This is a genomic window from Sorangium sp. So ce406 (genome assembly GCF_051474675.1).
Classification (GTDB): Bacteria; Myxococcota_A; Polyangia; order Polyangiales; family Polyangiaceae; genus Sorangium; species Sorangium cellulosum_G.
Window position 1 is genome coordinate 803,561 of sequence record NZ_CP150340.1, and the last position, 17,106, is coordinate 820,666.

A 17,106-nucleotide genomic window follows, 5' to 3' on the forward strand; every position below is an offset into this window, starting at 1 on the left:
GTAAATCATCGAAAACACACAGCTTCCCTCCGGGTATGTCGCTTGCTCAGCGCCGGCCTCGGCAGGCCGCCCGCTTGCCTGGGCACCCGTGCCGGCCCGTCATCGCACGGAGGGATAGCTCTGATGGTTCGACCTCTGCGCCCGCATCGATCGCTCCTTCACCCCTTGTGGTTGGGCGCCCTGGCGCTCCTTGTCCTCAACGATCACGCCCTCAAAGGCTCTGGCCTCCTCCCCGGGTGGCTGACCGGAAAGGTCAGCGACTTCGCCGGGCTGCTGGTCGCGCCCGCGGTCCTCGCCGCGCTGCTCCGCGTCTCCTCGCGCCGCGGCTTCCTCGGCGCCCACCTCGCCACCGGCGTCGTCTTCTCGGCCATCAAGCTCGCTCCGGAGGCCGCCCGCGCGGTCGAGGCGCTCATGGCGCTCACGCCGCTCCCGTGGCGCATCACCGTCGATCCGACGGACCTCACCGCGTTGCCGATGCTCTTCCTCTCGTACCGCGCGCTCGGCGAGGCCGCGCAGGGGCCCGAGCCCGCGCGGCAGCCGATCGCGCACCGGCTGGCGCTGATGGCGGGCAGCCTCGCGTGCGTGGCCACGAGCCGCGCGCCGGAGCCGGAGCCGTGCGGCGGGACGAACGGGTGCCTGCCACAGGAGCCGCAGGAGCTCGCGTCGCTCGTGATCGGCAACACGACCGAGACCGAGCAGCTCATCCGCGTGCGCCGGCTGCGCGAGTCGGTGCGGGTCGACTGCCGCGTCCTGCTCGCCGATCCGACGGGCGCCCTCTCGCGCGAGCTGTTCGCGGACGCCGAGACCTGGCTCATCCAGCCGGGCCGCGCGCTGCCGCTGGGCAACGCGGGGTGCGACGCCTACCTGATCGACGCCGACGGGCTGCCGCTCACGCTGCTCGCGTGGTCCGCGCTGCAGTTCCCGGAGCAGATCCTCACCACGTCGACGCAGAACCCGCAGCCGGCGCGGGTGATCGCGCTCCAGCGCGCCGGGGCGCGGCTCGAGCTCGCCGAGCACCCCGCGGTGTTCGACGCGCCGCCGGTCGAGCCTCCGCCGCCCGCCGAGGCGTGCAGCCCCTCCGCCGAGGGGAGCCGGCTCGACTGGACCGTGCGCGACGACGTGACCGCGGTCGTGGCCAGCGTCACGTCGTCGCCGGATGGATGCCACGCGATCGCGCTCGAGCCCGACAAGAGGATCTTCTATCTCTGCCTGCCCGCCGAGGCGCTGCCGGTCAAGGCCGGCGACATGGTCAGCCTGCGCTCCGTCATGATCACGGGAGTCGTCAGCGGGCTCTACCCGGAGCTCCGGCAGGGCGAGCAGGCGCGCGCGCGCGGCGTCGCCATCGAGAGCGAGGCGTACGCCGTCGTCGCGCTGCAAGGCAACGTGCTCGCCCGCCCGTGGATGCTCGATCGGGGCGTGGCCGCCCGCGATTTCACGGTCGAGCTCTCGCCGATCGCGGGCTGCGACGGGTTCCACGACGCGTGCGGCAGCCTGGTCGCGCCGCTCGAGGTGTCGCTCCTCGGAGAGGGCATCTCCGGGGTCGTCTCGCTGCGCGCCGGGGAGAGCGAGGTGCTCAAGGAGGGCGTCGGGACGCTCCACCTCGTGCGCGCGGAGGACATGCCCGTCCGCGACACGGAGTGCTTCTCCGCGCCCATCGATCAAACGCGCCTGCTCGAGTCGGTCTTCGTCGCCGCCCCGGCGGCCCCGTAGGAGGTCAACCCATGAAGCTTCGAATCCTTGATGTTCTCGCGCTCGGCGCCGCTTCCCTGCTCGGCGCGTCCGGGTGCAGCATGGGCGCGGGCGACGCGGACGACGCGTACGGCGCCGCCCCGCCCACGGCGCCCGGGGTGCCCGGGCCCACCGGCAGCGTGGGCGTTTCCCAGAGCGGCTCGCAGGACTTCGGCCTGTTCCGCCAGATCCTCGAGGACGGCGAGATCCCGGGGCCCGACACGCTCGACGACGTCGGCTTCTTCGCCGAGCACAAGCTCGACTACCCGGCCGCGACCTGCGGCGAGGACGTGTGCATGCACGGCCTGCTCGGGATCATGGGCAACATGATCAGCGGGTCGCCCTGCACGCTCATCCAGATCGGGATGAACTCGCCGGTGGACCTCGGCGCGATCGAGCGGCCGCCGCTGCACCTCGTCGTCGCGGTCGACACGAGCGGCTCGATGGAAGGCGACCCGATCACCTACGTGAAGGCGGGGCTCGTCGAGATGATCGACGCCCTCGAGCCGACCGATCGGATCTCGCTCGTCCGCTACGCGGACGCCGCCGAGGTCGTCCTCGAGCGGGCAGAGGCCTCGGATCGGGACGCGCTGACGGAGGCGTTCGAACACCTTGTCGCGGACGGGTCGACCAACCTGTACGAGGGGCTCTTCACCGCGTTCGCGCTCGCCGAGCGGCACCTCGATCCGGCGTGGCAGAACCGCGTGATCTTCCTGTCCGACGGCGTGGCCACCGTCGGGCTCACGTCGCCCGAGCGGCTCAAGACGCTCGCGGCGGGCTACGCGGAGATGGGGATCGGCGTCACCGCCGTCGGCGTCGGCAGCCAGTTCGACGTCGACGCGATGCGCGGGATCAGCGAGGTCGGCGCGGGCAACTTCTACTTCCTGGAGGACCCGAAGGCGGTCGAGGAGGTCTTCACGGAGGAGGTGAAGACGTTCCTCGTGCCCCTGGCGCTCGACGTCGATCTCGACGTCACGCTCGGCGACGGCTACGTCGTGCGCGGCGCTTACGGCACGAACGGCTGGCGCGTCGGCGAGGGCGGCGGCACGGTGCACATCCCGAGCCTGTTCCTCGCCGGGCGGACCAGCGCCGCGGAGCCCATCGGCGCCGGCCGGCGCGGCGGCGGCGGCGCGATCCTGCTCGAGCTCGTGCCGAGGGAGGACCAGAGCCGCGTCGAGGACCCGCACGCCGTCGGCAGCCTCGAGCTCTCCTGGAAGCACCCGCTGACCGGCGAGGTGCGCTCGCAGCAGGTCGACGTCGAGGCGCCGAGTACGCCTGACGCGCCGCCCAGGGCCGGTTATTTCTCCGACGCCACGGTCGAGAAGGGCTTCGTGATGTTGAACCTCTTCGCCGGGTTCAAGCTCGCCGCCCAGCTCGCCGCGGACGCCGATCCGCGCACCGCGCGCCGCACGCTGGAGGCGCTGCGCCCGAACGTGGAGGCGTGGCTCGAGGAGAGCCCGGATCCGGACGTGGAGGACGACCTGCGCTACGTCGACCTGTTCATCCAGAACCTCATCGAGGCGGAGGCGAACGTGCAGCCCTACACGCCGGCCGATCCGCCGAACCCCTGGCCCGCCGACTGATCGCGGGAGATCGATCCTCGGCCGCGCGTATCCATCGATGTGGAACCGCGCAAGGGGGGGAGGGAGGAGGGGGGAGGGAGGAGGGGGAAGACGGGAGAGTCCCGGGATGCGCCCGCACGCGCGTGCGCAACGCGCGTGCGCGGAGGAGATGGCGCTTCCCTCGGAAAGCGCCCTGTGTAGAATGCTTGGTTTACCGTCGCGGGGAAGGAAGTTTGCTCATGCGAAGAACTGGTTTTCTTGGGTTTGCGGCGATCATCGCCTGTCTGACCGCCGCTCTCCCGGTGAGCGCGGGTGTCGAGGAGTGCGGCAATATCCGGTTCGACGGGCTGTCGAACTGTGAGGTGCGCGTCACGGCGGAGTGCGCCGCGAGCTGCACCGAGCTCGGGATCTACAAGACGGCGTGCGCCACGAAGCTCGTGCCGGTGTGCAAGTCGGAGTGCACCCTCTCGGCGGAGGCGACCTGTACGGACAGCTGCACGACGCAGTGCACGTCGGACTGCGACAGGGGCATCAACGTCATCTGCTCTCATAACTGCTTCGCCGAGTGCACAACGACGCGGGACGTCGAGTGCGCCGGCGCGACCGACGCCTCGCAGTGCGCCGCGACGTGGGACGCGAACTGCGACGCCGAGTGCGACGCCCAGTGCGTGACGGTGGACGGCGGCTGCTATCAGCATTGCGTCGAGTGCTGCGGGGGCTCGTGCACGGCGGACGCGAACATGGACTGTCAGACCACCTGCCAGGACGAGATCTTCGAGGAGTGCGAGCACGAGTTCCGCGCCAACTGCGACGCTTCCTGCAGCGGTGACGGCGCGCTCTTCTGCGACGGCAAGTACATCATCTCCGGCTCTCAGATCCCGGCCTGCGTGAACGCGCTGCTCGAGCAGGGCATCGAGGTGGAGGCCAAGGCCGAGGTCACCATCGGTCCAGACGGCATCAGCGGAGACATCGCCGCCGGCATGTGCGCCTTCAGCCCCGCGGGAAGCAAGGTCTCCCTGGGCGCGCCGTTCGCCGCGCTCGCCGCGGCGGCCGGCTGGCTCGCGCGGCGCCGCCGTCGCTCCTCGCGCTGACCGTCTCCCGATGCTCGTGCGGCCGACCCCCCGGGCGCTGATCGCGCTGCTCTTCCTGTGCTCCGCGGGGTGCGGGAGCGAGGACGCCGACGCGCTCGTGGTGGTCGGCCTCACGACGGACATGGCGGTCGGCTTCGAGATCGACCGCGTCGAGCGCACCACCCAGGTGGATGGCGTCATCACGCGCGCCGAGAGCCTCTCGTATGGGAGGGGCGAGCTGTCGCTGCCGTCGGAGCTCGCGATCGAGCCAGCGCATGACGGCGCGGAGGTCGCGGTGTCCGTCGCGGCGTTCCGCGACGACGAGGGGTCGCCCGTCGTGACGCGGACGGCCGCGACCCGCGCGGTCGGCGGGCGAGCGCTGTTCCTGCCGGTGTCGCTCGACGCGGCGTGCTCCGCGATCTCCTGCGCGGCCGGCGCGACGTGCGCGGCGGGGGCGTGCGTCGATCCTTTCGTCGAGCCGTCGACGCTCGCGGACCACGATCCGGCGTGGATCGCGTCGGCGAGGGATGCGTGCAAGACGCCTTCATCGGGCGACCCGGCGGTCGTGATCGGGCGGGGAGAGCGCGCGTTCGCCCCGCTGGAGCACGGAGATGTGGTGATGATCGAACCGGGACCTCAAGGGGGCCACCACGTGTGGCTCGCGCTGCGCGTCACGGGACTCCGTCAGATGGGCTCGCGCCTGACGGTGGGCGGGCGCTACCCCGATCTCGCGTTCGAGCTGCCTTCCTTCACCTCGCTGGTCACGCTGCGCAGGACAGGGGACGCCGGCTGCGAGATCTACGGAATCCGCTTTCAGGTGGACCGGGGCCTCCCGGTGGAGTCCGTGCGGGGTCGAGCGCTCGACGCCGAGATCGTCCTGGAGGACCCGAACGGCGACGTCGCGACCGCGGCGCAGCGGATCGTCATCGCGCCGTGACGGAAGCCACGCCCTCGCGAGGCGGGGCGGGCAGGTCGCGACCTCCGGGAGCGGCCTCCGGCGGCGCCGGTTTCGATCGCGGATCGACCCGACCCCCCTCGCGAGGCGGGGCGGGCAGGTCGCGACCTGCCGGAGCGGCCTTCGGCGGCGCCGGTTTCGATCGCGGATCGACCCGACCTCCCTCGCGAGGCGGGGCGGGCAGGTCGCGACCTGCCGGAGCGGCCTTCGGCGGCGCCGGTTTCGATCGCGGATCGACCCGACCCCCCTCGCGAGGCGGGGCGGGCAGGTCGCGACCTGCCGGAGCGGCCTTCCGAGGCTGCCGGGGTCGATCGCGGATCGACGCGACCCCCCTCGCGAGGCGGCGCCGGCAGGTCGCGATCGCGGAGCGACCCTGGACGACCGGGCACCTCATCCAGCTTGGCCGCCCGCCGCGGTCATCAAGGTCGAAGCCGACCCCCCTCGGCGGAGTCCCGCTTGCGCCGTCGCGCGATCGTGGTCGCCGCGAGGCCCGCCACGGCCATCACGCCGGCCCAGCTCGCGCCCGCGCCGCCGGCGCGGCACCCGCAACCGCTGTCGGCGCCCGGCCCGGCGTCTCCTCCGGGCACGGCTCCGCCCGTGCCTGCGCCGATCCCTGCGCTTGCGCCTCCTCCGCCCGCCGCCGTCGTTCCGCCGGCCCCGCTCGCGCCGGCGCCGCCTGCGCCGCTGCCAGCGTCGGGCGAGCCGGCGTCCGGCGTGCAGTCCTTGTGGCCCGTCATCAGCGCGATGCGCGGCCAGTCCGCCGGGCAGAGGGCCCCGACCGGCGTGCTCGCGCCGCACTCGAGCGGGCCGAGGAGGCACGCCTGGTGGAGCAGCGGCTCGAACGTCGCGCCGCCGTCGAGCGAGAGGCCGATCGTGAAGCCGTCCAGGAACTCGCTCGCGCACGCGTACAGGCCCGTCTCGGTCCAGGTGAAGCAGCGCGGCGCGATCGTCGAGACCCGCTCGAAGGCGAGCGTCGATGACGGCGCGCGGAAGACCCCGTCGATGTCGCTGCCCACCGCCACCGTGGCGCCGTCGGGCGAGATCGCGAACGCGCGCACGAAGCCCTCCGTCTCGAACACCGGCTCGAACGTCGCGCCGCCGTCCCTCGATACGAACAGCCGCCCCGGCGCGCTCGCGATGCGCACGTAGAGCACGTCGGCGTCGCGCGGATCGACCCCCGCGATGTACGGCTCGCGCGCGGTCGTGCTCCCCGGGACGGCCGCGGTCTCCCACGTCTCCCCGCCGTCGACCGACCGCACGAGCACCCCCTTGACCGATCCGCCGCCGCTCGAGAGGCCGCTCACGTAGACGCGCCGCGGATCCGACGGGGCGACGTCGACCGTGCGCGCCTGAAAGCCGGCCGGGAGCGGCGTCCCCGCGCTCTCCCAGCGCGCGCCGCCGTCGCGCGACGCCCAGAGCCCGGATCTGTCGCCCGCGGCGACCGCGACGGCGTGCGACGGGTCGCCCTGCCGGACCGAGAGATCGACCATCGCTCGCCCGGCGAGCTCTGCCGCGCCCGTCCAGGCGCAGCCGCCCTCGGCGCCGACCGCGAGCCCGTCGCCCAGCGCGGCGAGCACCCTGCCGCCCGCCGCAGCCGCGATCGGGGGAGCCTGGCCGCCCGTGTCGTCGTATCCGACCGCGCCCTCGCAGATCCAGCGCCAGCTCGCGCCGCCGTCCCGCGTCGTGAGCAGGCCGTACGTCATCCGGGCCACGGCGCGCGTCGGGTCCGCCGGGTCGAAGACGATCTGGTCCGCGGACGGAAAGACGCCGTTCGCGGCAGCAGGGGAGGGCAGCGCCGCGAGCGCCGCAGCGAGCAGCAGCGCGGCGCGCGCCGGGCGAGACCTCGGCCGGCGGACAGGCGCGGAAGCAGGAACGGAGGCTGACGCAGGAGCAGACACGGGGGCGGACACGGAAGCAAACGGCATCGAGGATCCATCCTATCGCGCGCCACCCGCGCCGCGCGCTCGCGCCCGCCGACCCGCGCCGCGCTCGCGCCCGCCGACCCGCGCCACGCGCTCGCGGCCCGCCGACCCGCGCCGCGCGCTCGCGCCCGCCGACCCGCGCCACGCGCACGCCAAGAAGCGCCCACGCGCCCTCGGCGCCCCGCTAGACTCGCCGCAATGCCGGAGCGCATCGTCGTGTCCTTTCGAGGTACCGCGGCCCTCTCGCAGCCGGGCAGCACGGACGCGGTCGTGCCGGGGCCCGGCCGCGCGGCGGCGTCCCGGCCGCGCGCGGCGGGGCCGCCGTCGCGCCACCGGAGCGCGCCGCACGACGCGGCCGGGGCGGCGCGCGGCGAGGAGAGCTACCTCGCGAGGGCGCTCGCGCTGAAGAAGCGCGCCGAGGCGCTCGGCGCGACGCTGTGCGCCTGGAGCGCGCAGACCTTCTCGTTCGAGTTCACCGCCGACGACATCGAGGAGGCCGTGCTGCTCGCCGCGCTCGCCGCCGAGGACGCGTCCGTGCACCCCGACGCGCGCTTCGCCGCGGGCATCGCGCAGGGGGAGATGACGTACGTCGGCGAGGCGGGGCGCTTCACCGCGCTCTCCTGGGGGCAGCCGCTGCTCGTCGCCGTCACGCTCGCCCGCGTCGCGCTCCCGGGCGACGTGCTCCTCGATCCAGCGCTCCCCGCCGTGCTGTCGGGCGAGCTCATGACCCTCGGCCTCCACCGCGGCATCGACGGCGCGCGCCGCGTGCGCGGCCTGCGCCTCGACGCGCAGCAGCCGCTGCGCAGGCAGGTCGTCGAGAGCGTGGCGCGCGTGTGCGACCCGCCGCTGCTCGGCCGCGAAGGCGAGCTCGCCGAGCTCGCCGTGCCCCCCGGCGCCCTCGCGATCGTCCGCGCCGACGCCGGCGCCGGCGGCTCGCGGCTGCTCCTCGAGCTGCTCCGGCTCCTGTCCCCGTCGCGGAGCCTCTTCGTCGCGCCCATCGGGGCCTCGCGCGAGCCGTTCGGCGCGCTCCGGCGCGCGCTCGCGCGCTCGGCGCCCCGCACCGAGAAGGCGCGCGCCCGCGCGCCGGCGCTCCCGGACCGGCTGACGCCCGCGCTCGCGCGGATCCTCGCCGGCGAGGGCGTCGAGCCGTGGACGGCCGCCGAGGTGCTCGCCGCCTGGCTCGCGCCGTCCGACGCCCGCTTCGGCCTGCTCGCCGTCGACGACGCGGCCGAGGTCGACGCCGCGAGCCTCGACGCGATCGCGATCGCCATGGAGATGGGCAGCGGCCTGCGCGCCGTCGTCCGGCTCGGGCGCGCGGATCCGCTCCCCGCGCCGCTCGCCGCGATCACCCCCGCCGCCACCGTCACGCTCGGCCCGCTCTCCGCCCCGATCGCCCAGGACCTCGTCCGCCGCCTCCTCGACGGCTGCATCGACGAGGCGGCCGCGCGCCGGTGGGCCGCGCGCGTGCCGGCCTTCCCGCTGGCCCTGCGCGAGCTCCTCTGCGAGGCCCTGGAGAGCGGCGCGCTGCGCTGGATCGGCAGGAGCGTCGGGCCGCGCCGGCGCAGCGCCGGGCGGGGCCAGCCCGCGCGCACGATGACCGGGGCCGAGCTCGCGGCGCCGCCCGCGGTCCGGCCGATCGAGGGCCGGCTGCGCCTGCTCGCGGTCGGGCATCGCACGATCCTCACCGCGCTCGCGACGCTCGGCGGCGACGCGTCGGACGCGGCGATCGACGCGCTGTGCGACGGCACCGGCGCCCCGAAGGTCGCCTCGATCGAGGCGGCGCTGCTCGGCGCCGGCTGGGCGCTCCGCCCGGAGCCCGGGTGGCTGAAGCTCTCCTCGCGCACGCTGCGCGACGCCGTGCTCGCGGCCGTCCCGCCCGGCGAGCGCGCCGCGTGGCACCTCGCCGCGGCGCGCGTCGTCGAGGATCACGCCGGCGTGCTCGGCCTCGCGGACGCCGCGTGGCACGCCGCGAGGGCGGGCGACAGGCGCTCCGCGGCCGATCTCGCCGCGCGCGCCGCGCGCGCCGCCGGCGAGGCGCTGCTCGAGTCCTCGGCCGCCGAGCTGCTCGCGTTCGCCGACGAGCAGGAGACCGCTCGGGACCACCGGCTCGACGAGGCGCCGGACAGCACCTCGAGCCAGCCGCCCACCTTCCGCACGCCGATCGAGGTGGTCGGCGACGCGCCGGATCCGCAGCGCGCGCTCTCCGCCGGGGAGCTCGCCGACCTCGAGGCGCGCCGCGAGGCCGCGGACAGCGCCGCGCGCCGGCGGGGCTCCACGCTCCCCGCGGGGGCCGACAGCGCGGACGCCTCGTCGGGGAGCGCCGTGCCCCGGGCGCCGTGGCTGGACGACCGCCGCGCCGGGCTCCTGGACGAGGCGCCCGCGGACTTCGCCGACGTGACCGCCCTGGAAATGGAGCTCCCGCCCGGCGACGCCTCGGGGGATCCGCTCGCGAAGACCTCGGAGTCGCCCGTCCTGTCGATGAATGACATCGCGGTCCGCCTCGCCGAGCTCGCCAGGCAGGCGCTCGTGCAGGGCGATCTCCGGACGCTGGAGCGGCTCGTGGGCGAGCTCCGCCGCACCGGCGAGCACGCCGAGCTCGTCGAGCGCATGAGCGGCCTCATCTCGCTCGGGCGCGGCGCGAAGGACGAGGCGCTCCGTCGCTTCCGGATCGCCGCCGAGGCCGAGGCGCCGCCGGCGCATCGGGCGCGGGCGCTGCTCGCCTATGGCGTCGCGCTGGCGGCCGCGGGCCGGACGGAGGGCGCCCTGCTCGAGGGGCTGAGCGCCCTCGCGCGCGCCCGCGAGGCCGACGATCGCCGCGGCGAGCAGGCCTGCGCGCAGTTCCTGGCGCGCCTCGCGGCCGCGACCGGGCACGAGGACGCGGCCCGCACGTGGGCGCGCGTGGCGCGCCTCGCCGGGGCGGCGCCCCCCTCGTGACGGCGCATTGACAGCATCGCCGCGGCTGTCCATACCCGCGGCCATGTCGTCCCGAGCGCCCTCCGGCGAGCCGGCCCCCGACGCGGAGGCCGGCGAGGACCGCGCCGCGCGCGCCAGCGCCAGCGCGCCCGAGGACCGCGCCGCGCGCGCCAGCGCCAGCGCGCCCGAGGGCCGCGCCGCGCGCGCCAGCGTCGCCGCGCGCTCCGGCGTCAGGGCGCGCGCAGCCCTCGCGCTCCTCGCGCTCGCGCTCTCGCTCGGCGCGGTCGCCGGGATCGCGTTCCAGCGCTACGCCGCGGTGCACCTGCGCGCGCTGCCGAAGGTGCCGAGCTGCGTCCGCGGGGCGCGGGTCGCGCTGCGCAGGCCGGTCGCGGTGTCCGGCACCGAGCCCCGCCAGACGGCGTCGGGCGAGACGGTCTACCTCACGCTCGGCGAAGACCGCGCCGTCGCCTGCGCGCTCCAGTTCGACGAGCCGCTCGCGCGCCACCTCGCCGGCGCGCTGGCCGAGCAGGAGACGGCGCCGCGCGCCGCCCGGCTGGTCGAGCTCGTGCGCGACCGCGTGCCGGCGGACCCGGCGCACGACCGCGCGGCCTCCGCGGCCTACATGATGGCCTCCGCGGCCCTGCGCGGCATGCCCCAGGACGCGCCCGAGGTCCGCGCCGCCGCCGAGGAGCTCGAGCTGCGCCACGCCTGCCGTTTCGCCTTGCGGCGCTCCTGCCCGACGCGCCCGTGGCCGCCGCTCCTCGTGTGGCTCACCGGCGTCCCCGCCGCGCTGAGCCTGCTCGCGCTGCTCGGCCTCGGCCTCGCCGCGAGCGCCGCGCGCTACCGGCGCTGGACGGAGCGCCGGGGCCGCTGATCGACAGGGCGCGCGCGGGCGCTCGCGCCGCGCCGGCGCGCCGCGACCGAGCACCCGCGCTCGCGCGCCTCAGTCGAGCGCCTCGACGCGGAAGCTCGACTGGACCAGGCGGTGCGGCCGGGCGCCGAGGTCGGCGACGTCGAACCCGAAGCCCGCGCCCTGCTGGTGAATCCCGCCCGACGTCGCGCCGCTCGGCATCTTCACCGACGAGCTCACCGTGACGTAGACCTTCGCGCCCTTGGCGAACGCGGCGGTCATCGCGAGCGCGCGCCCGGCGAGCCGCGCCGCGGCCTCGCGCGCCACCAGCGCCCAGAGCGCGGTGGCCCCGGCCGTCGACGACAGCGCGCGCACCCCGAGCACCAGGCCGGCGCCGCTGAGCTGCACCTCGAACACCGCGCGCGCCGTCCCGGGCGTCTCGGAGGAGCGCACCGCCTCCGCGATCACGGACGCGATCGTGCCGGCGGCGGGCAGATCCAGCCCGAGCGTCTTGTCCCGATCGCGCATCGTCTCGCGCAGCACCTCGCCGGCCCTGTCCATCGAGGTCTCGCGCCGCGCGGGCGGCGCGGTCGGCGCCGCGGCCGGGGGCGCCTGATCCGGCAGCACGCCGCGGAGCTGCCACACCGGCACGCCGTCGAGCCCCGCCACGCGCGGCGGACCTTCCGCGCTCGGCGGACCGCCGTACTCGGTGGACGGCGCCGTGACGGGCGGCGCCGTGACAGGCGGCGCCGCGGGGCCTTCCGGCGGCGGCGCCGCGGCCTCCGGCGACGGGAGGTCGCGCCGATCGCGGCGCGCCGTCCGCCCGAGCACCGGCGGCTCCGCCTCCTCGCGCGGCCGTGGCGCGTCCGGCGGCGCGGCGCGCGCCTCGTCCTGCGTCGGCCGCAGCGGCTCGACCTGCTGCACCTCGATCTCCACCTCGCGGCCCGCGCCGCTCGAGCGGGCCACGAGCGCCGACGCCGCGCCGCCCGCGATGCGCGCCAGCCCGGGGATGGCAGCGTGGAGCAGCGTCGCTGCGAGCAGGAAGCGGACCTCACGGGGGAGCAAGCGCGGAGCACCTTGGTGGGGGCGCGAGGGGGGTGCAAGTGCGCGTTTCATCGCCGCCGTGCTCGCCCAGGCGCTCGCACCTCACCTGCACGCCGCGCGCAGATCCCGCGCGCTCCCCCGCTTCGCCGGGCGGACGCGCTCGCCTACGCGTGATCCAGCAGGGCACACAGTATTCCGATCTCCCTTGAATATGCGCGCACGGCACGGTTGCCGCTTGAGCTTATTACCGTGCTGGTCGATGCTCCCGCTGCCACGGCGCCTTCCGGGCTCGGCGGCAGGAGCAGAGACGCAGCGCGGCGCCGTCAGTGCAACGCGCTCCAGCACACGAACCAGCGCCCGGCCGGAGAAGACCGAGCGCTACGTCCCCGTTGTTGAGGAGGGGGTATCGCATGAAGGGAAACGTGCGCGCTGACAGGTCGCCTGCGGACCTCTCGATGACGCCCACGCCGCCGCCCGTGACCGTGATCCAGGAGCCCCTGGAGGGCGGTCCCCCCCTCGAACCGCCGCCCCTCGGCGCGACGCCCGCTCCGGACGAGCCAGGGTTCCTCTTCGATCCGCTGCCCCTCGACGCGGCGCCTGCGCTGCAGGACCAGGGGTTTCCCCCGGGCCTCGACCCGGCGCTGGGCCCCTCGCCGCTCCACCTGGCCGGGGTCGCGCCGTACGGGAGCTGGTCCGCGCCCTCCCCGGACGAGCGCCGCGCCCGCCGGTGGCGCGCCCTCGGGGCGTTCGTCCTGGCCGCGGCGACCGTGATCTTCGTCGTCGTGCTCACCGCGCGCGGGATCGCCGCGCGGATGCCGGGCGTCTCCGCCGAGGCCTTCCGCGGCATGACGCCCGTCAGCCGCGCGCTCCTCGTCGCGTCGCGCGCCGCGCGCGACGGCGCCGCGGCCAGGGTGCTCGTCGCGCCCGAGGTGTTCGCCCGCTGGCAGGGCGCGACCCCGCCGCCCGCGATCCGGCACGACGGGTACGCGTCGATCCGCGGCGGCGTGCTGTTCACGCCCGAGTCGTTCAGGCCCGCCGGGTCGAGCTACGACCTCCTGGTGCACTTCCACGGCAACACCCAGCTCGTCCGCGAGAGCGCCGAGGTCGCCGGGCTGAACGCCGCGGTCGCCGTCATCAACCTCGGCATCGGCTCCGGGGCCTACGAGGACCTCTACGCGCAGTGGGGCGCGTACGAGAGCCTGCTCGCGGACATCGACAGGGCGCTCGCGCAGCGCGGGCTGCCGACCCCGCGGCTCCGCCGGGTCGCGCTCTCCTCGTGGAGCGCGGGCTACGGCGCCGTCGCCAAGATCCTGGAGCTCCGCCGCGGCACCGAGACGCTCGACGCGATCCTCGTCACCGACGGCATCCATTGCGGCTTCGTCCCCGACCAGCCGAGCGGGCTCAACACGCTGCAGCTCGCCTCGTTCGCGCGCGCGGCGCAGCGCGCCGCCGAGGGGCAGCTGCTGTTCACGATCACGCACTCGGAGATCGACCCGATCGCGTACGCGAGCTCCAGCGCGACGGCCAGCTACCTGCTCGACGCGGCCGCGGGGCACCCCGTCGAGCGCGCGATCGCGCTCGACGCGCCGCCGCACCTCCGGCTGCGCGCGGCCGAGGGCGCCGTCTCGCGGAAGCTCGAGAAGCAGATGATCCCGACCACGGAAGCGCACGTGGGCGAGCTCCACGTCCGCGGGTTCCGGGGCAACACCCCCGAGCACCACATGGCGCACCTGCTCCAGATGGCGTCGACAGTGCTCCCCGAGCTCGTCGAGCGCTGGAGCGAGGGCGGCGACCCCCGCCCCCTCGACCCCTGAGGCCGCCGCACCGCGGACCGTCGGCGCCGTACGAGCGCGCGCCCGCCGGCCAGCCGTCCGCCGCGCGTCAGCTCCGGCTCCGCGCCTCGTCGATCCAGGCCTTGATCGCCGCCGTCACCGGGTGATCCGCCCCGAGATCCGCCTCGGCCAGCGCGAGCGCCCGCTCGTACAGCGGCAGCGCCGCGGACACCCGCCCGGCGGCGTGGTGCACCTGCGCGAGCCGGACCAGGGTCGGCCGGAGCGACGGGTGGGAGGCCCCGCCGAGCGCCTCCCGCGCGGCGAGCGCGCGCTCGTACAGCGCCTCCGCCTCGGCCGGATCGCCGAGCGCCTCCCGCGCGGCCCCGAGGTTGTGGAGGATCGACGCGAGGAGGGCGCCCTCGACGGCCGGGTTCGCCTCGGCGATGCCGAGCGCCCGCCGGAGCATCGCCTCCCGCTCGGCGGCCGGGCGATCCTCCTCGAGGAACGTCGCCGCGTTGTAGAGCGCCTCCGCGACGAGCGGGTGGCGGTCGCCGAGCGCCCCCTCGCGCAGCGAGAGCGCCCGCTGGAAGAGCGGCGCCGCCTCGGCGCGCGCCCCCCGCCGGCCGAGCAGCAGGCCGAGCCGGTTGAGCAGCGCCGACAGCTCGACCGGATCCGGGTCGCGCATCCGGTCGTACCCCGCGAGCATCCGGCGGAACAGCGCCTCCACGTCCTCGGCCTTGCCCTGCCGCTCGAGGATGGCGGCGAGCTGCTCGAGCAGCCTCGGCAGCGGCGGGTCGGCGCTCGCCCCGGCCGCCTCCGCGATGGAGATCGCGCGCGCGGAGCTCGCCCGCGCCTCGTCGAGCCGGCCCTGCGCGAGCTGCGCCGAGCTCAGCGCGTAGAGCGGCCCTGCGAGCTCGGCGTCCTCGGGGCCGTAGATCTCCTCGGCGATCTGGAGCGCCCGCGCGCACGTCGCCTCCGCCTCGGCGTGGCGGGAGGCGGCCAGCGCCGACGCCGCCGCGTCGAGTAGGCTCCGGTACTCTCTCCCCCTCCACCAGCGCCGCAGGGCGCGATCGGGTCGCATGCCCCCTCTACTACCTCGCCCCCGACCGTCGGGGCGAGCGCGCGCTGTGGGGGCGGGGACGTCCGGCGACCGCGGCGGCGGGACGATGCACGGACGGTCGGAGAAGGGCATCGCGCGGACGCGGAGCGGTGTAATCTGCTCGCAGGATCTCGTGGCACGAAGGTGGGATGCGGACGCTCGATGCCAGCAACTGGCGGCTCCCGTGGATCGGGGCTATGGCGCACGACGCATGGTGCAGCGCCCCCCGCACGGCGTGCCGCAGGGCCTGTCGGAGGGGGGAACCGGCCTCGCGAACGGGGCGATCGAGGAAAGGTCGCCAAGGACTTTTCTTCCGTTTAGACTGCCTCGACGGCCCCACGCGTCGACGTCCCCCACGATCATGAGGTCCAGGCTCACGCATCGCGAGGCATCGATACCGAGGGGAGGGCTCGCCCGCGCCCGCACGGGGAAGGCGACGGAGTTCATATGAGTGCCAACGAAAACGTCGTCGATGAAGTAGCGCGCAGCGAGCCGATCGATCCGTTGCTCGGAAAGGTGCTCAACGGCAAGTTCAAGATCCTGTCCCAGCTCGCGACCGGCGGCATGGGCACGATCTATCGCGGCGAGCAGATCCCGCTCGGGCGCCCGGTGGCGATCAAGGTCTTGATCCCGAACCAGGCCTCGCGGCAGCTCGACCCGAACTTCCACAAGCGCTTCTTCCTGGAGGCGAGCATCCTCGCGCGCCTCCAGCACCCGAACATCGTCACCGTCTTCGACTACGGCAAGATCGAGGCCGACGATCAAGAGCGGTACTTCATGGCGATGGAGTTCCTCGAGGGCGAGACGCTCTTCCGGCGCGTGCGCCGGCAGGGGCGCCTCCCGCCGCCCGAGGCGATGCGCATCGCGCGGCAGATCGCGCGCGGGCTGCGCGAGGCGCACAAGCACGGCGTCGTCCACCGCGACCTCAAGCCGTCGAACGTCATGCTCGTCTCCAACGAGGACGCGGAGGAGGCGGTCAAGATCCTCGACTTCGGCCTCGTGAAGCAGCTCGGCGACGACTCGGAGGAGCTCACGCAGCAGGGCGCGTTCCTCGGCTCGCCGCGCTTCATGTCGCCCGAGCAGATCTCGCACGGCAAGGTCGATCTCAGGACCGACATCTACTCGCTGGGCGTGATCCTCTACCAGATGCTCTGCGGCAAGGTCCCGTTCGAGTCCGAGAAGTCGATCCAGATCCTGATGGCGCACCTGCAGCAGCCGGTGCCGCGCATGAAGGAGCGGAACCCGGACGTCGACATCCCGGAGCCGCTCGAGGCGCTGGTGATGCGCTGCCTCGCGAAGGATCCGGACGGCCGGCCCGCGACGATGGACGCGCTCATCCAGGGCCTCGGCGAGTGCGCGCGCGGCATGGGCGTGACCACCGCGTTCGGCGGCACGCAGATCACCTCGTTCGAGTCGCTGCCCGGCGTGCAGATCTCGTCGCGTTCGTCCACGGTGCAAGCGCTCAAGGAGGCGGTCACGCTCCCGGCGCCGGACGACGACGCGAGCGGCCGCACCTCGGGCGTCGGCACGGGCCCGGGCGGCGTGGCGGCGGCGGCGACGGACCCGGGGAAGAGCGGCGTGGGCGCGCAGGACGCGCGACCCGGCGGCGGGCGCAAGGCGGCGATCCTCGCCGCGATCGGCGCCATCATCGTCGCCGCGGTCATCTTCGTGCTCACCCGCAACCCCGCGCAGAGCGAGGCGACGACGACGCCGCCCACGCCCGCGCCGGGGCCGGCGCCGACCGCCGCGGCCAACGAGCAGAAGGGCGCGCCCTCGTTCATGCTCATCATCGAGTCGATCCCGCCGGGCGCCGAGGTGCTCGAGGACGGCAAGTCGCTCGGGCAGACGCCGCTCCAGCTCTCGATCGAGAACGAGCAGGTGCGCGCGGCGCCTCGCCGGCTGACGCTGCAGAAGGAGGGCTTCCAGCCCTACTCCATCGTGCAGGGGCCGTCCGAGATGTCGGTGCAGACCGTCGCGCGCCTCGCGCAGGCGTCGGCGCCGGCGAAGGTCGAGGAGCAGCCGTCGCAGGGCTCGGGCGGCAGCAAGCGGAACTGGGGACGCCCCCGCGCGCCGACGCCGCCCCCGCCCACGTCGAAGCCGACCGCGACCGAGCCCTCGGCGCCGTCGATCCGGATCGACCGGTAACGATCAGGACGCGCCCGACACGCAGCAACGGCGCGTCCTGATCGCG

11 protein-coding genes are annotated in these 17,106 nt (G+C 75.2%); 8 read left to right on the top strand and 3 right to left on the bottom strand.

Annotated elements, in window-relative coordinates; genetic code table 11:
* The first annotated feature begins 123 nt into the window (after positions 1–123).
* From WME96_RS02975 to WME96_RS02990, 4 genes are all read left to right on the top strand, one after another.
* Positions 124–1,710 carry a hypothetical protein gene (locus WME96_RS02975; protein ID WP_437288665.1) on the top strand — a complete coding sequence of 529 codons (1,587 nt, stop codon included), beginning with the start codon at positions 124–126 and terminating at the stop codon, positions 1,708–1,710.
* An 11-nt stretch (positions 1,711–1,721) separates the two neighbouring features.
* Positions 1,722–3,311: a vWA domain-containing protein gene (locus tag WME96_RS02980; RefSeq protein ID WP_437288666.1), complete on the top strand. Its 1,590-nt coding sequence runs from the start codon at positions 1,722–1,724 to the stop codon at positions 3,309–3,311.
* A 218-nt stretch (positions 3,312–3,529) separates the two neighbouring features.
* Complete coding sequence (locus WME96_RS02985; protein WP_437288667.1) at positions 3,530–4,381, top strand: hypothetical protein; 852 nt, start codon at positions 3,530–3,532, stop codon at positions 4,379–4,381.
* 10 nt (positions 4,382–4,391) lie between these two features.
* The gene (locus WME96_RS02990; RefSeq protein ID WP_437288668.1) at positions 4,392–5,297 is read left to right on the top strand and encodes a hypothetical protein; all 906 of its coding nucleotides are present in this window, start codon (positions 4,392–4,394) and stop codon (positions 5,295–5,297) included.
* Positions 5,298–5,734: 437 nt separating this feature from the next.
* Here the strand turns inward: WME96_RS02990 and WME96_RS02995 are convergent, their stop codons facing one another.
* On the bottom strand, positions 5,735–7,240 hold the full coding sequence (locus WME96_RS02995) for a WD40/YVTN/BNR-like repeat-containing protein (protein WP_437288669.1): 1,506 nt from the start codon (positions 7,238–7,240) through the stop codon (positions 5,735–5,737).
* Positions 7,241–7,435: 195 nt separating this feature from the next.
* Between WME96_RS02995 and WME96_RS03000 the strand changes: the two genes are divergently transcribed.
* The gene (locus WME96_RS03000; protein WP_437288670.1) at positions 7,436–10,171 is read left to right on the top strand and encodes a hypothetical protein; all 2,736 of its coding nucleotides are present in this window, start codon (positions 7,436–7,438) and stop codon (positions 10,169–10,171) included.
* A 43-nt stretch (positions 10,172–10,214) separates the two neighbouring features.
* Positions 10,215–11,024, top strand: coding sequence for a hypothetical protein (locus WME96_RS03005; protein ID WP_437288671.1), 810 nt, complete (start codon positions 10,215–10,217; stop codon positions 11,022–11,024).
* 69 nt (positions 11,025–11,093) lie between these two features.
* On the opposite strand, the gene WME96_RS03010 is transcribed toward WME96_RS03005, so the two are convergent.
* Positions 11,094–12,065 (bottom strand): hypothetical protein, encoded by a 972-nt coding sequence (locus tag WME96_RS03010; RefSeq protein ID WP_437288672.1) that lies wholly within the window; start codon positions 12,063–12,065, stop codon positions 11,094–11,096.
* A gap of 389 nt (positions 12,066–12,454) precedes the next feature.
* Here WME96_RS03010 and WME96_RS03015 point away from each other — a divergent pair, with 389 nt between their 5' ends.
* Positions 12,455–13,858 carry a hypothetical protein gene (locus WME96_RS03015; RefSeq protein WP_437288673.1) on the top strand — a complete coding sequence of 468 codons (1,404 nt, stop codon included), beginning with the start codon at positions 12,455–12,457 and terminating at the stop codon, positions 13,856–13,858.
* A gap of 67 nt (positions 13,859–13,925) precedes the next feature.
* Here WME96_RS03015 and WME96_RS03020 read toward each other — a convergent pair whose 3' ends face one another.
* Positions 13,926–14,897: a tetratricopeptide repeat protein gene (locus WME96_RS03020; RefSeq protein ID WP_437288674.1), complete on the bottom strand. Its 972-nt coding sequence runs from the start codon at positions 14,895–14,897 to the stop codon at positions 13,926–13,928.
* A 465-nt stretch (positions 14,898–15,362) separates the two neighbouring features.
* On the opposite strand from WME96_RS03020, the gene WME96_RS03025 reads away from it, so the two are divergent.
* Positions 15,363–17,060, top strand: coding sequence for a serine/threonine protein kinase (locus tag WME96_RS03025; RefSeq protein WP_437288675.1), 1,698 nt, complete (start codon positions 15,363–15,365; stop codon positions 17,058–17,060).
* Positions 17,061–17,106 lie beyond the last annotated feature (46 nt).

What these genes read in the sequence shown, in the direction of transcription:
- WME96_RS03025 (WP_437288675.1), top strand. Translation starts at nt 15,363, where the DNA reads ATGAGTGCCAACGAAAACGTCGTCGATGAAGTAGCGCGCAGCGAGCCG.
- WME96_RS02995 (WP_437288669.1), bottom strand. Translation starts at nt 7,240, where the DNA reads ATGCCGTTTGCTTCCGTGTCCGCCCCCGTGTCTGCTCCTGCGTCAGCC.
- WME96_RS03000 (WP_437288670.1), top strand. Translation starts at nt 7,436, where the DNA reads ATGCCGGAGCGCATCGTCGTGTCCTTTCGAGGTACCGCGGCCCTCTCG.
- WME96_RS02990 (WP_437288668.1), top strand. Translation starts at nt 4,392, where the DNA reads ATGCTCGTGCGGCCGACCCCCCGGGCGCTGATCGCGCTGCTCTTCCTG.
- WME96_RS02985 (WP_437288667.1), top strand. Translation starts at nt 3,530, where the DNA reads ATGCGAAGAACTGGTTTTCTTGGGTTTGCGGCGATCATCGCCTGTCTG.
- WME96_RS02980 (WP_437288666.1), top strand. Translation starts at nt 1,722, where the DNA reads ATGAAGCTTCGAATCCTTGATGTTCTCGCGCTCGGCGCCGCTTCCCTG.
- WME96_RS03015 (WP_437288673.1), top strand. Translation starts at nt 12,455, where the DNA reads ATGAAGGGAAACGTGCGCGCTGACAGGTCGCCTGCGGACCTCTCGATG.
- WME96_RS02975 (WP_437288665.1), top strand. Translation starts at nt 124, where the DNA reads ATGGTTCGACCTCTGCGCCCGCATCGATCGCTCCTTCACCCCTTGTGG.
- WME96_RS03020 (WP_437288674.1), bottom strand. Translation starts at nt 14,897, where the DNA reads ATGCGACCCGATCGCGCCCTGCGGCGCTGGTGGAGGGGGAGAGAGTAC.
- WME96_RS03005 (WP_437288671.1), top strand. Translation starts at nt 10,215, where the DNA reads ATGTCGTCCCGAGCGCCCTCCGGCGAGCCGGCCCCCGACGCGGAGGCC.